The sequence below is a fragment of the Segatella baroniae B14 genome, assembly GCF_022024235.1.
GTDB lineage: Bacteria > Bacteroidota > Bacteroidia > Bacteroidales > Bacteroidaceae > Prevotella > Prevotella bryantii.
This window is the reverse complement of record NZ_CP091799.1, coordinates 428903-442241: the sequence shown is the minus strand read 5'-3', so window position 1 is coordinate 442241 and position 13339 is coordinate 428903. Positions and strand designations below refer to the sequence as shown.

The following is a 13339-nucleotide window of genomic DNA, read 5'->3' as shown; positions in this document are numbered from 1 at the left end:
TGAACATCACAAAGATAATCAATAAAACTGAAAAATCAAGGGTGTTTGAATATTTTTTTGTAAATTTGTAACCTAAACTTGATATAAAATTATGGAACTACATTACACAGGCATTATAATCGCAGTAAGCACTTTCCTGATTATCGGAATATTTCACCCTATTGTGATTTTAATGGAGTACTACACTGGTACCAAATACTGGTGGATATATCTCATCATCGGATTCATAAGCGTTTGCAGTGCCTTTTGTATAGCTAATGTTATCATCTCTTCTATATTGGGTGTTCTTGGCGCCTCCATGCTTTGGAGTATTGGTGAACTTTTCCAACAAAAGCAACGAGTAGAAAAGGGATGGTTTCCAATGAATAAGAAGAGACAAAACGAATACACTCGAGCATACGACGAGTCGATAGACAAACGTAAATAAGCCGAAAGTATAACTACAGATACAATCAATAAAGCAACTAAAAAGATGAAAACGGTACTAATACTAGTAGGTAAAACAGTAAATAAGCATTTTGTAGCTGGCATTAATGATTATACTGAGCGTATAGGCCACTATATGCCATTCATCATAGAAACAATTCCTGAACTGAAAAATACAAAAAACTTATCAGAGGATCAGCAAAAGGAAATGGAGGGCGATTTGATCATGAAGCAGATACAACCTAGTGATACCGTGGTGCTTCTTGACGAACATGGTGCTGAATACCGAAGTATCGAATATGCAAAATGGCTACAAAAGAAACAAAATACTGCTAGAAGGCTGGTATTCGTTATTGGTGGCCCATATGGCTTTGCTCAAAAAATATATGATAGATGCAATGAAAAAATCAGTTTGTCTAAAATGACATTCTCGCATCAAATGGTCAGACTCATCTTTGTAGAACAACTCTATAGGGCATGTACTATTATTAAGGGCGAGCCTTATCATCACGAATAATAAACAATAGACCTATATTAAGTTAAAACTAATCGATATCATCTACTTTAATAATAATAGATATGAAGAAAACTAACCGAACATCTTTACTTTTAGGTCTTATGGCCTTATCACCAATAACAGCCTTGGCACAAAACTGGCCTGCAGCACAGCCCGAAGCTAAAGCCGGTGCGAGATGGTGGTGGCTTGGATCTGCCGTAGACACAACAAATTTAAAATGGAACATCGAACAGTATGCTAGTCATGGTATAGGGACACTAGAAATTACCCCTATTTATGGTGTACAAGGCAATGAAGCTAATGATATCCCCTATCTTAGCGATCGTTGGATGGACATGTTGAAGTTTACGCAAGCTATAGGTAAAGAGAATAAGGTTGAAATCGATATGACTACTGGTACTGGATGGCCTTTCGGTGGACCATGGGTTCCACTCGAAGAGAGTGCATCCAAATCAGTATTTATTGTTAAAGCCATCAGCGAAAAGAAAATCAAAAATATGGATTTGTCTCCTGCTGAAAAGGATGCTGACAGATGTAAACTACTCAAGGTGATGGCTTATGATACGAAAGGTAATGTTGTGGATTTATCTTACGGCATAACAGTAAATGGAAACAAATATCTACTTAATGCCAAACTGCCACAAAAAGACAATTGGAAAATATATGCTCTGTACAACAGGTATGGCATCATGAAGGTAAAGCGCCCTGCTCCTGGTGGAGAAGGGCTGGTAGTTGACCACTTCAACAAGAAGGCTGTTGAACACTATCTCACACACATTTCAGATGCTTTCAAACGTACCCAAACTCCTTACCCTCATACCTTCTTCAACGACAGTTATGAGGTAGCAGAAGGAGACTGGACACCAGAGCTGCTTACCGAATTCGAAAAGCGTAGAGGTTACAAATTAGAAAACTATCTACCACAACTACAAAACGACAAAACGGCGAACCAAAAAACTGATAAGACAGCCCAGCAAGTTATCATGGATTATCGTGAAACCATGAGTGAGATGCTGCTCCATAATTTTACACAAACATGGGCAAATTGGGCTCACCAACATGGTGCAATTGTAAGAAATCAAGCACACGGTTCACCAGCCAACCTTATAGACCAATATGCTACTGTTGATATACCTGAAATTGAAGGATTTGGTTTAAGCGATTTTGGAATTAAGGGGTTACGCAAAGACGAAGGAAAGACTCGTAAGAACGACAGCGACTTGAGTATGCTGAAATATGCTCCAAGTGCCGCACATATCACAGGCAAAAATCTAACTTCTAGCGAAACTTTCACTTGGCTTACAGAGCACTTCCGTACATCACTTTCACAAATGAAACCTGATTTGGATTTGATGTTTGTTAGTGGCGTGAATCGTATGTTTTTCCATGGTACTGCATATAGTCCTAAGGATGCTGAATGGCCAGGATGGAAATTCTATGCTTCTGTAGATATGAGCCCTACCAACACGATATGGCGAGATGCTCCTTTCTTAATGAAATATATTCAGAGAAGCCAGAGTTTCTTACAATGGGGTAAACCAGATAATGATTTTTTAGTATACTTACCAATCCGCGATATGTGGAGCAAGAATCTTGACAAAAAATTCATGCAATTTGCTATTCATAATATGGGACAGCGAGCTCCAGAATTTATCAAGGATGTACTCGCCATCGATGCACAAGGTTTCGACTGCGATTATATTTCTGAGAAATATATTCTCTCGACCCAATTCGTGAATGGTATGCTCCAGACTGAAGGTGGTACACGCTATAAAGGTTTAATACTAACTTCTGCCAACACCTTAATGTCAGAAGAAGTAAAAAAACATATAGCCAACCTGAAGGCACAAGGAGCTAATATCATTATCGGAACTGAAGCATCTGACATGAGCAAAGCTGCAAAAGCTGAAGAAATAAAAAGCAAATTAAAGCTGAAAATGATCAGACGATCTAACGATAATGGATACCATTATTTTATTGCAAATCTCACACCAAACAATGTAAATGAGTATGCAGCGTTGGCAGTACCTTTTAAAAACGCTATGTGGTTTAATCCTATGAATGGTGAACGCTATGCTGCAGATATCAAAGACGGTAAGATAAAGGTTAATCTGAGTTCTGGAGAAAGCATGATACTCGAAACCTTCACAAAAACTACACCAAAATTGATTCAGGATATTAAGGCGTTAGGACTCCGAAAGGATACTCCCTATGACAAAACCGGCAAATTGCTACGTGGAGGATGGACATTACATTTCCAGAATAGCATACCGGAACTTGATAATGCCTATTTCATCGACGACATTAAGACTTGGGAGAATATTAATGACTCTACCAAAAACCTAATGGGAACAGGTGTATACGAGACCAAATTAAAACTTACAGCAAAAGATTTGCAGGGTTCAGATACATGGGCCATAAATCTAGGCGACGTTCGCGAAAGTGCTCGTGTATATATCAATGATGAATTTGTGGGTTGCGCATGGTCTGTTCCATACGTACTCACCTTTACCAATAAATTGAAAGTTGGCACCAACAAAATTCGTATTGAGGTTACCAATCTACCAGCCAATCATATCGCTCAAATGGATCGTGATGGCGTAAAATGGCGTAAGATGAAAGATATTAATATCGTAGACATCAATTATAAAAGAACAACATATGCTGACTGGAAACCTGTTCCGTCAGGTCTAAACAGCAATATTCTGCTGTATAAAGTAAAATGAAAGAAAAAAGTAAACCAGAAGAATTCCTCCGCTCTAATAAAGACGAGGGATTCATCGAAGTAAAAGGTGCGAGAGTAAATAATCTGAAAAATATCTCACTCACCATACCACGAAATAAACTTATCGTGATTACGGGTGTGTCGGGTTCAGGTAAATCATCTCTGGCTTTTGACACTCTCTATGCAGAAGGACAGCGTAGATATGTAGAAAGTTTATCTGCTTATGCCCGACAATTTCTTGGACGTATGAGTAAGCCTGAATGCGACTTTATCAAAGGCTTACCTCCAGCAATCGCTATCGAACAAAAGGTTACTTCGCGTAATCCACGAAGCACTGTAGGCACAAGTACAGAAATTTATGAATATATGCGCTTGCTTTATGCACGCATTGGCAAAACTTTTTCACCTGTAAGTGGCAAAGAGGTGAAACGACACACCACAGAAGATGTACTAGAGTGCACTTTACAGTTTGACAAAGGCACAAAATTTGTTATACTGGCTCCAATGCATATCATTGAGGGTAGAACCATCGTAAGGCAACTCGAGATGGAATCTCAGCAAGGCTACAGTCGTATCTATATCGATGACGACTTTATGCGTATCGAAGACTATTTAGAACAGCATCAGAACGATGAGACGACTCAGACGGATCAGCCTATCTATATAGTTATCGACCGAATGTCAGTTTCAAACGAAAAAGATACTGTAGCCCGATTAATTGACTCTGCAGAAACGGCCTTTTATGAAGGTAATGGTGAGCTCAGACTACTATTTATGCCTAGCCAACAAGTATTCGACTTCAGTACCAGATTTGAAGCTGACGGGGAAACATTCGAGGAACCCACAGAGAATATGTTTGCATTTAACTCTCCCCTTGGAGCATGTCCTACATGTGAAGGCTTTGGTAGTGTAGTGGGTATCGATGAGAAACTGGTTATCCCCAACACCTCTCTCTCCGTTTATGATGGATGTGTGCAGTGCTGGCATGGCGAAAAAATGGGCATGTGGCAGAAAGAATTCATACGCAGAGCTGCTGATGACAATTTTCCTATCTTTAAGCCATATTATGAACTAACTCGTCAAGAGAAAGATATGCTTTGGCATGGTTTGCCGTCTGATAAGAAAAAAAATAAGGATATTCATAACCAGGTTAGCATCGATGCCTTTTTTGAAATGCTCAAGGAAAATCAGTATAAGATACAATACCGAGTGATGCTTAGCCGATTTAGAGGTAAAACTGTATGTCCAGACTGTCACGGCACACGCCTAAAGAAGGAAGCTACATATGTAAAGGTAGCCGACAAAAATATTACAGAATTGGTAGAAATGCCTATTCATAAACTCCGCACATGGTTTGACGAACTAAAATTATCTAAGCACGATGCAGAGGTGGCTAAAAGACTATTAACCGAAATTCGTAACCGTTTGCAATTCCTTGACGAGGTAGGCTTAGGGTATCTTACACTGAACAGAAAGAGTAATAGCCTTTCTGGTGGTGAAAGCCAACGTGTTAGTCTGTCCACCAATTTGGGAAGTAGCTTAGTAGGTAGTCTTTATATCTTAGATGAGCCTAGTATTGGTCTACACAGCCGAGACACCGATCGCCTTATCCATGTACTTCGAGAATTACAAGAATTAGGCAATACTGTCATCGTAGTAGAACACGATGAAGATATTATGCGAGCAGCAGACTACATTATAGATATAGGTCCTGAAGCAGGAAGACTAGGAGGCGAAGTTGTATACGAAGGTAATGTACCTGAGGATAAACAATTAACAGAAAACGGTAAACAGCTCTGTGAACAATATCCATCATCACATACCATTAAGTATCTTACAGGTACAGACATCATCACTGTACCAACAAGCAGAAGATCTTGGAATCAGTCAATCATACTTAAAGGTGCCCGAATGAATAATCTGAAAGGAGTAGATATTGAGATTCCATTGAATGCCTTTACCGTTGTAACAGGTGTTTCTGGTTCTGGAAAATCAAGCCTCATCAAGGGCACTCTATATCCTGCTTTGAAGCGCCATCTTGACGAAGTGTGCGATGCTCCTGGAGAATATTCCAAGTTAGAGGGTGACTGGAAAAAAGTGAAACATGTAGAATTTGTTGATCAAAACCCTATCGGCAAAAGTACACGAAGTAATCCTGTAACCTACGTAAAAGCCTACGATGCCATACGACAACTCTTTGCGGATCAACCTTTGAGCAAACAATTAGGCTTTACTCCACAATATTTCAGTTTTAATGCAGAAGGTGGACGGTGCGAAGAGTGCAAAGGCGCAGGTGTTATCACTGTAGAAATGCAGTTTATGGCAGATTTGGTCTTGGAATGTGATGCATGTCATGGTAAGCGATTCAAACAAGACATACTTGATGTACGTTTCCATGAGAAAAACATCAATGATGTGCTCAACATGACAGTAAATGAAGCTGTTGATTTTTTTGAGAAATATGAACAGAAAGCTATTTATGCTAGACTGAAGCCATTACAGGATGTAGGTCTAGGCTATATCAAATTAGGGCAAAGTTCAAGTACACTATCTGGAGGTGAAAACCAACGTGTGAAACTTGCCTACTTTATCGGACAAGAGAAACAGGAACCTACACTATTCATTTTTGATGAACCTACTACTGGTCTACATTTCCACGATATTCAAAGACTACTCAATGCCTTCAATGCATTAATAGAAAGAGGACATACCATTCTAGTTATCGAACACAATCTAGATGTAGTAAAATGTGCAGACTATCTTATAGACATGGGGCCAGATGGTGGAGACAGAGGTGGCCAAGTAATCTTTGCTGGTAAACCTGAAGATATTGTCAAAGAAGAAAAAAGTATAACTGGCAAATATCTAAAAGAAAAGCTATAAATAGTTGGCTATCATATAAAAATAACCGTATCCATTATTCTAACGGACACGGTTATTTTTATATGATAGCTCTTCCTTGAATTCAAATTGATAATGCAACAAATGTGTCAAAGAAGTAAGTGAGCAAGGAGCATGAAAAAAGGGACAAAAGTTCCACAAGATCTTTCGTCCCCAGCATTAAATGCTTACCTTTGCAGACAAACTTCCACATAAGTTGCAAATATGACAAAGCATCTAACTGCGCAGCAAAGGTACGAAATATCTTTCAGACTGCAAAAAAAAGAACGTTCAACAGACATAGCCAGGGCTCTTGGTGTGCACCGCAGCACCATTAGCCGAGAAATTAGGCGCAACAAGGCACCCCATGGCAGGTATAATGCGGAAAAGGCCCAGTGGCTGTCAGACAGGAGAATGAGCGCAAGAAAGCACTATACCGTCCTTACGGACGAAATAAAGGTTTACATTGACCATAAGCTCACACAGGAACAGTGGTCTCCCGAGCAGATATCCGGAAGACGGCGTGCACTGGGATTACCGCCCATCTCACACGAAACCATCTACAGATATGTGTGGGAGGAGAAGCACAAATGGGGGAAGCCTCTCTATAAGCATCTGCGCCACAGGGGCAGGCGCTATAACAAGCGCGGTTCATCGTATAAGTCAAGGGGAATACCTGGACGTGTCGGGATAGAGCAAAGACCTGCGGTCGTTGATGAGAAAGGAAGGTTCGGAGATCTGGAGATCGACACCATTGTGGGGAAGAACAGGCGGAGCGTCATCATGACAATCAATGATAGGGAGTCCGGGTTCCTAATCATGAGAAAGCTTCCTTCAAAAGAGGCAGAGCCTCTGGCGGAGGCAGCCATTGCCGCACTTAAGCCGATAAGAAAGGGATTGCATACCATGACCGCAGATAATGGTACAGAGTTCTCCAGGCACCAGCAGATTGCTAGAGCACTGAAAATAGACATCTTCTTTGCAAGACCATACCACTCATGGGAAAGAGGTGCTAATGAAAACACTAACGGTCTAGTCAGGCAATATTTCCTTAAAGGGAGTGATTTTACAAAGATAACAGATAAAGACATCAATATGGTACAGGACAGAATCAACAACAGACCTAGAAAGAGATTGAATTACAAAACGCCTGTCGAGTTTATCAGACAAAAATACGGAGAGAATAAAACAATTATAAAGTTGTTGCGTTATTAATGTGAATCCTGCTTCAAACAAAGAAAGCGAAACTTATTAAATTATAACAATACCATCAACTGTTTTACATAAGGACGCTCCCAGTCTTTAAGATGCAAACGTTTATCTCCATACTTTAAAATATCAATGTCCATATGGACAGTACCTCTTTCTTTATCTTCTGGCTGGCGACCACACAACTGTTCAATCTTCTTCAATTCAAACTGAAGTTTGTCTAAATGCATAGCAGTCATAGCTTCAGCCATACAGTTAACATATTTGTCGGATACAATACCAATAGGCTCAGTCCAAATCATCTCCGTGAAATGAATATTATCTAAAAGACACTTTAAAAGAGATTTGGCATAAAGCACATTTTCCATCTGATTCACATTTGAACCTATAGACAATATAATCTTAACAGAATTTGACATTGATACTATTCATGAATTCAATATGCAAAGATACTAAAAAAATGTACATAATAATATGTATATTCATCATTTTTTGCTAATTTTGCAAACGTAGGAATATTCAACCTATCTCACTTTACCCGGATTAGACTCTTATATGAAATATAAAAAAAATACCCATCACAATATTTTTATCATTAGCTTGCTTATGCTGACGTTATTACCTATACAGAAGGCACAAGCACAAATGCGATGGAATCAAGCCTACCAAAATTATATAGATCAATATAAAGAGCTTGCCATCAGACAGATGCAGAAATATCATATTCCTGCTAGTATAACCTTGGCACAAGGATTGTTTGAAAGCGGTGCCGGTTTAGGTAAGTTAGCTAAAAACTTCAATAATCATTTTGGTATTAAATGCCATAACTGGACAGGCAATAAAACTTATCATGACGACGATGAACAAAACGAATGTTTTAGGGCATACGACGATCCAAAAGAAAGCTACGAAGACCATAGCATCTTTCTACGCAATAACCAAAGATACGCTTCTTTGTTTACACTTAACCAAAATGACTACAAAGCATGGGCATATGGGCTAAAACGATGTGGATATGCTACCAACCCTGCTTATCCGCAAAAGTTGATACAGATCATAGAACTATATCATCTTAATGAATTGGATAAGGGCAGCAAAGATAAATTTATTGAACAGCATAGCGGATTTGACGTAGCTCAAGATAGGCTTCACCCTATAAAGATGTTCAATAAGAACTATTATCTATTAGCTAGAGAAGGTGATACATTTAAGAGTATCGGCAAAGAAGTGGATATTAGCTGGCGCAAACTTGCTCGCTATAACGAACGAGACAAGAAAGACGTGCTTCATGAAGGAGACATCATATTCCTGAAGAAAAAACGTAGCAAAGCTCCAAAAACATTCAAGAATGTACCTCACGTGGTAAAACCTGGGGAAAGTATGTACTTGATATCTCAACGATACGGTATAAAATTGAAGAGCCTATACAAGATGAATAACTTGTCACCAACTTATCAGATTTATCCAGGAGCAAAACTTAAAGTTAGATAAAATCCTTGACATCATTGAGGAGATAACATAAAAATGAGAAAAGTAATATTATTCATACTTTTTGCCTTAACGGGCACCACCATTGAGGCACAAAATTTTAATGAATTTTTCACAGACAATACACTTCGTATTGACTATACATTCGCTGGCAACAAACAAGAGCAACATATCGCTGTTGATCAACTAAATGCTATACCTAAGTGGTATGGAAAACGCCAACACCTTTCAGAACTACCAGTAGAAGGCAACGGACAGATAACAGTGAGAACGCATAGCACAGGCAAAGTTATCTATCGCAACTCGTTCTCTACCCTCTTTCAAGAATGGCTTTCATACGATGAAAGTAAATCTATATCTAGAAGTTTTGAAAATGTATTTCTCGTACCTATGCCTAAAGATACTGTGGAGGTAACACTAGAACTAAGAGACAACCGCCGTCAGGTGATGGCTTCTTTAACCCACCAAGTGGTACCAACAGATATTCTAATTAGACATATTGGCGAAAAAGACGTCACTCCATACATCACCTTGCAGCAGGCTGCAGATACAAACCGATGCATTCACTTAGCCTTTATCGCAGAAGGATATACGAAAGATGAAATGGCAACCTTTATTAAAGATGCCGATACTGCCGTAGAAGCAATGTTCGAACATGAACCATTCAAGAGTATGCGTGACAGATTTAATATCATTGCAGTAGAAGCTCCTTCTGCAGAAAGCGGAACCAGTGAACCTGCAAAGGGAATCTGGAAAAACACAGCTCTACATTCACACTTTGACACTTTTTATAGCGATAGATATCTAACAACTTTGCATCTCAAAGACTTGCATAATTGGTTGGCAGGTACTCCTTACGAACACATCATCGTTTTAGTTAATAGCAGTAAATATGGTGGTGGTGGCATTTTGAACAGCTATAACCTCACCTCCACCCATCATCTCTACTACAAACCAGTAGTAGTACATGAATTCGGACATAGTTTCTGCGGACTAGCAGACGAATACGCTTATGAACAAGAAGATATTCCAATGTATCCTCATGATATAGAGCCATGGGAACCTAATATTACAACAAAAGTAGATTTCGCCAAGAAATGGCAGGATATGCTTCACCAAAAAGACAAGGCTATCGGACTCTACGAAGGAGCTGGATACAGTTTAAAAGGCGTATATAGGGCATATCCTGATTGTAGAATGAGAACCAATCAGAATCCTGAGTTTTGTAAAGTCTGTCAGCGTGCCCTGATTCGACTCATCAACTTTTATACCAAATAACGAATAAGAATATTAAGAATATAATCATTTGAAATTCAAGAAACAACATATATTTTTATTTCAAAAATTCACTATCTCGGCACTTATTATTCTTTTAGCTGTACCCGTAAAAGTTCACTGTCAAAAGAAAGATGATGCTCGTAAATTGGGTATGGCTCTTGAATATTTCACCTCTGCCAAATATAGTGAATCTCTAGCTCTCTTTCAGGATCTGGATAAAAAATATCAACTAAATCCACGATACATAGCATATATTGGAGTATGTTATTATTATATATGGGATTATGAGAATGCCATTAAATATTTAGATGAAGCCATACCACAACTCGATCATTTCGCCCCTCATGAACGAAGTGTATACTATTACTGCAATGCAGAAAGTCATTTTAATCTGCAGAAATATCAAGAGTCAGTGCCCTTATACGAAAAAATGCTCGAGTTGTGTTATGACGAAGAAAAAGCCGATGTGCTATACCATTTAGGCTTCTGCTATATGTTTCAAGAAGACTGGCTATTGGCAAGAGATTATTATCGTATGGCACTGAAATACTACAAGAAGTACCTAAATATACCTGAGAAACAAGCTCGAATGGCTCAGATAAAAAATATGATAGCAGGATGCATAGAGCATCTTCCTCAAGAATTTAACTATTTACCCATCTGCAAATCCTTCGTGGAGGAAAAACTTAAAGCTGCTTTAAATACAGAAATCACGAAGCATTTATCCATTACAGATACAGATTCGATAAAAGTTTCTCAAATAGACTAATAAAAAGCTCATATTTTTTTGCAAATTCCTCAAAAGCTATTACTTTTGCAATAAATTCAATATTATGGAAGAAATCAAACTTGAAATAAAAATGGATTTCGCCCAAATGGACGAACTCAATGACATTGAACAGCAATTGATTAAGCGCGCTATAGAAGCCACTCATAATTCATATGCAAACTATAGTCACTTCTACGTGGGCGCAGCTCTACTTCTTGAAAATGGAGAAATCATGATTGGAGCCAACCAAGAGAATGCAGCTTTCCCATCTGGTCTTTGCGCTGAGCGCACTGCCATTTTTGCAGCCCAGGCAAACCATCCAGAACTGAAGATTACAACATTAGCAATCGCTGCTAGAAACGAAAATGGTCTCTTAAAATCTCCTATCACACCGTGTGGAGCATGTAGGCAAGTTATTCTGGAAATTGAAGACAGATACAAGAGTCCTGTTCGCATCTTATTATATGGTACAGAAGGTGTTTATATTATCAAGTCTGTAAAAGATTTACTTCCACTCTGCTTTGTAGATGAGAATATGCATAAAAAATAATTAAACAATAATATTATTAAAAAGGGAAATAACCAGAACGTTATTTCCCTTTTTCTGTTATTTTTCTGTCTCTTTTCTCACAAATTCATAAGCACCAATATCAGGTATACTATCTCTTAATGTACCATCATGATCATGAGAAGTTCCAGATGATTTATCTCCTGCATTAATAGCAGCTGACTTTTCAGACAAGTGAAAGTCATAAATCATATGACTCGTATCTAATAAGACAAAATGCTTACGACCATACATCGCGGTATCGCTTACATCCTCATATACAATATGAGTAAAACGTACACTATCATTTGTCGTTATCGTTGGGGTACGAATAATACAATAATCAAAAAAACAATTCTTTAGAGAATCACTTCCAGGAATACCTAACATTTCATCATCAGCATATCCTGTAATCAAACTATTACGAACATGCAACTTCACAAACGATTTCCAACTCTCATCAAACTTAAATGCATATTCACGATTAGCACTAAAAGGATAAAACTGAGCAAAAGTACAATGATTAAAACTAACGTCCCCCCCATTAATATCGACACAATTCCCCAATGTATTACTAAACTGCGAATTTACGATATCAAGTTTACAATTTACGGCATACAACCCTGCACCCTGACAGTTATGAATTATACTATTGCCCATAGTAACTGTAGAAGAATCTGCATAAACACCATTATAAGAACTATGAAGGTCAAGATGTTCTATACACCCCTGAGCACCAGGATTAAATATAACACCTTTCCATAATCCCGGAGTACGATCATATGGCAGGTAGTCAAAAAGGTTATCTAAACGATCACTTCGAAGGATAACAGGGTGACCTGCGGTTCCATCTACATGTAAAGCACCATCAACAGAGATACCAGCACCCTGATGAAAATAGACAGTTGTGCCTGCTCCCAATGTTAACGTAGCCATACTATCTATCTGAATATCATGCTTCAATACTATAGGTCGTGTACTACTTATCAAAGTATCTTGGGATATGTGCAGAGCATCGAGAAGATCAGCATCCCAACTATAACCACAAAGATTTACCACATGCTCCTTAGCACTCTCAAGAGTAAATATCAAATTATCCTCAACCAATTGCGGATCTTCCTTACCAGTTGTAGCAGATGTCAATTCTACAAACACACGAATACTGTCGCCCTTACGAATTTCTATATCATACAATCGATAATTGGAAGACGCACTCATATATGAGCCATTTACATTAACACGATATCCTGAACTTATACCATTTTCCAATCGCACAGAAGCCAAACGTAGACCAGCATTAGAATTATTGTATATCCAAAAGGAACGTGTAGTAGTTGGTACATTTGAAAAAGTCGTATCCATCCGAACAGTATCGGTTTCAAATGTAAGCACAGCAGATGGAGATGTAGTAAAGCTATCATCATCCATGCAGGAAGTAAAAAAAACTATCGCAACAAGAACAATTGCCAGAAATAAATTTCTATTTTTCATATTTACATA

11 protein-coding genes are annotated in these 13339 nt (G+C 38.5%); 9 read left to right on the top strand and 2 right to left on the bottom strand.

Annotated elements, in window-relative coordinates:
- The first annotated feature begins 91 nt into the window (after positions 1–91).
- The 5 genes from L6469_RS01845 to L6469_RS01825 all read left to right on the top strand — a co-directional run bounded on the left by L6469_RS01845 (position 92) and on the right by L6469_RS01825 (position 7763).
- Positions 92–427 (top strand): DUF4491 family protein, encoded by a 336-nt coding sequence (locus L6469_RS01845; RefSeq protein ID WP_027453426.1) that lies wholly within the window; start codon positions 92–94, stop codon positions 425–427.
- Positions 428–472: 45 nt separating this feature from the next.
- Entirely contained in the window at positions 473–943 is a 471-nt protein-coding gene (rlmH, locus tag L6469_RS01840) for a 23S rRNA (pseudouridine(1915)-N(3))-methyltransferase RlmH (protein ID WP_006282933.1), read from the top strand.
- A 62-nt stretch (positions 944–1005) separates the two neighbouring features.
- Positions 1006–3669: a glycosyl hydrolase gene (locus L6469_RS01835; RefSeq protein ID WP_006282934.1), complete on the top strand. Its 2664-nt coding sequence runs from the start codon at positions 1006–1008 to the stop codon at positions 3667–3669.
- Entirely contained in the window at positions 3666–6551 is a 2886-nt protein-coding gene (gene uvrA, locus L6469_RS01830) for an excinuclease ABC subunit UvrA (RefSeq protein WP_006282935.1), read from the top strand. Before L6469_RS01835 ends, uvrA begins: the two co-directional genes overlap by 4 nt.
- Before the next feature lie 222 nt (positions 6552–6773).
- Positions 6774–7763 carry an IS30 family transposase gene (locus L6469_RS01825; protein WP_006282587.1) on the top strand — a complete coding sequence of 330 codons (990 nt, stop codon included), beginning with the start codon at positions 6774–6776 and terminating at the stop codon, positions 7761–7763.
- Between the two features lie 41 nt (positions 7764–7804).
- Here the strand turns inward: L6469_RS01825 and L6469_RS01820 are convergent, their stop codons facing one another.
- Positions 7805–8176 carry a 2-amino-4-hydroxy-6-hydroxymethyldihydropteridine diphosphokinase gene (locus tag L6469_RS01820; RefSeq protein WP_006282936.1) on the bottom strand — a complete coding sequence of 124 codons (372 nt, stop codon included), beginning with the start codon at positions 8174–8176 and terminating at the stop codon, positions 7805–7807.
- Between the two features lie 136 nt (positions 8177–8312).
- Between L6469_RS01820 and L6469_RS01815 the strand changes: the two genes are divergently transcribed.
- The 4 genes from L6469_RS01815 (at position 8313) to cdd (ending at position 11842) form a co-directional block, all read left to right on the top strand.
- The gene (locus L6469_RS01815) at positions 8313–9248 is read left to right on the top strand and encodes a glucosaminidase domain-containing protein (RefSeq protein ID WP_006282937.1); all 936 of its coding nucleotides are present in this window, start codon (positions 8313–8315) and stop codon (positions 9246–9248) included.
- A gap of 33 nt (positions 9249–9281) precedes the next feature.
- Positions 9282–10523: a M64 family metallopeptidase gene (locus tag L6469_RS01810; protein ID WP_006282938.1), complete on the top strand. Its 1242-nt coding sequence runs from the start codon at positions 9282–9284 to the stop codon at positions 10521–10523.
- Between the two features lie 28 nt (positions 10524–10551).
- Entirely contained in the window at positions 10552–11292 is a 741-nt protein-coding gene (locus L6469_RS01805; protein ID WP_006282939.1) for a tetratricopeptide repeat protein, read from the top strand.
- 64 nt (positions 11293–11356) lie between these two features.
- Positions 11357–11842 carry a cytidine deaminase gene (gene cdd / locus L6469_RS01800; protein WP_006282940.1) on the top strand — a complete coding sequence of 162 codons (486 nt, stop codon included), beginning with the start codon at positions 11357–11359 and terminating at the stop codon, positions 11840–11842.
- A gap of 57 nt (positions 11843–11899) precedes the next feature.
- Here cdd and L6469_RS01795 read toward each other — a convergent pair whose 3' ends face one another.
- Positions 11900–13330, bottom strand: a complete 1431-nt coding sequence (locus L6469_RS01795) for a choice-of-anchor Q domain-containing protein (RefSeq protein WP_039870808.1) — start codon at positions 13328–13330, stop codon at positions 11900–11902.
- Positions 13331–13339: the final 9 nt, after the last annotated feature.

Coding starts and splice junctions, on each gene's coding strand:
- L6469_RS01845 (WP_027453426.1), top strand. CDS start 92: ATGGAACTACATTACACAGGCATTATAATCGCAGTAAGCACTTTCCTG.
- rlmH (WP_006282933.1), top strand. CDS start 473: ATGAAAACGGTACTAATACTAGTAGGTAAAACAGTAAATAAGCATTTT.
- L6469_RS01835 (WP_006282934.1), top strand. CDS start 1,006: ATGAAGAAAACTAACCGAACATCTTTACTTTTAGGTCTTATGGCCTTA.
- uvrA (WP_006282935.1), top strand. CDS start 3,666: ATGAAAGAAAAAAGTAAACCAGAAGAATTCCTCCGCTCTAATAAAGAC.
- L6469_RS01825 (WP_006282587.1), top strand. CDS start 6,774: ATGACAAAGCATCTAACTGCGCAGCAAAGGTACGAAATATCTTTCAGA.
- L6469_RS01820 (WP_006282936.1), bottom strand. CDS start 8,176: ATGTCAAATTCTGTTAAGATTATATTGTCTATAGGTTCAAATGTGAAT.
- L6469_RS01815 (WP_006282937.1), top strand. CDS start 8,313: ATGAAATATAAAAAAAATACCCATCACAATATTTTTATCATTAGCTTG.
- L6469_RS01810 (WP_006282938.1), top strand. CDS start 9,282: ATGAGAAAAGTAATATTATTCATACTTTTTGCCTTAACGGGCACCACC.
- cdd (WP_006282940.1), top strand. CDS start 11,357: ATGGAAGAAATCAAACTTGAAATAAAAATGGATTTCGCCCAAATGGAC.
- L6469_RS01795 (WP_039870808.1), bottom strand. CDS start 13,330: ATGAAAAATAGAAATTTATTTCTGGCAATTGTTCTTGTTGCGATAGTT.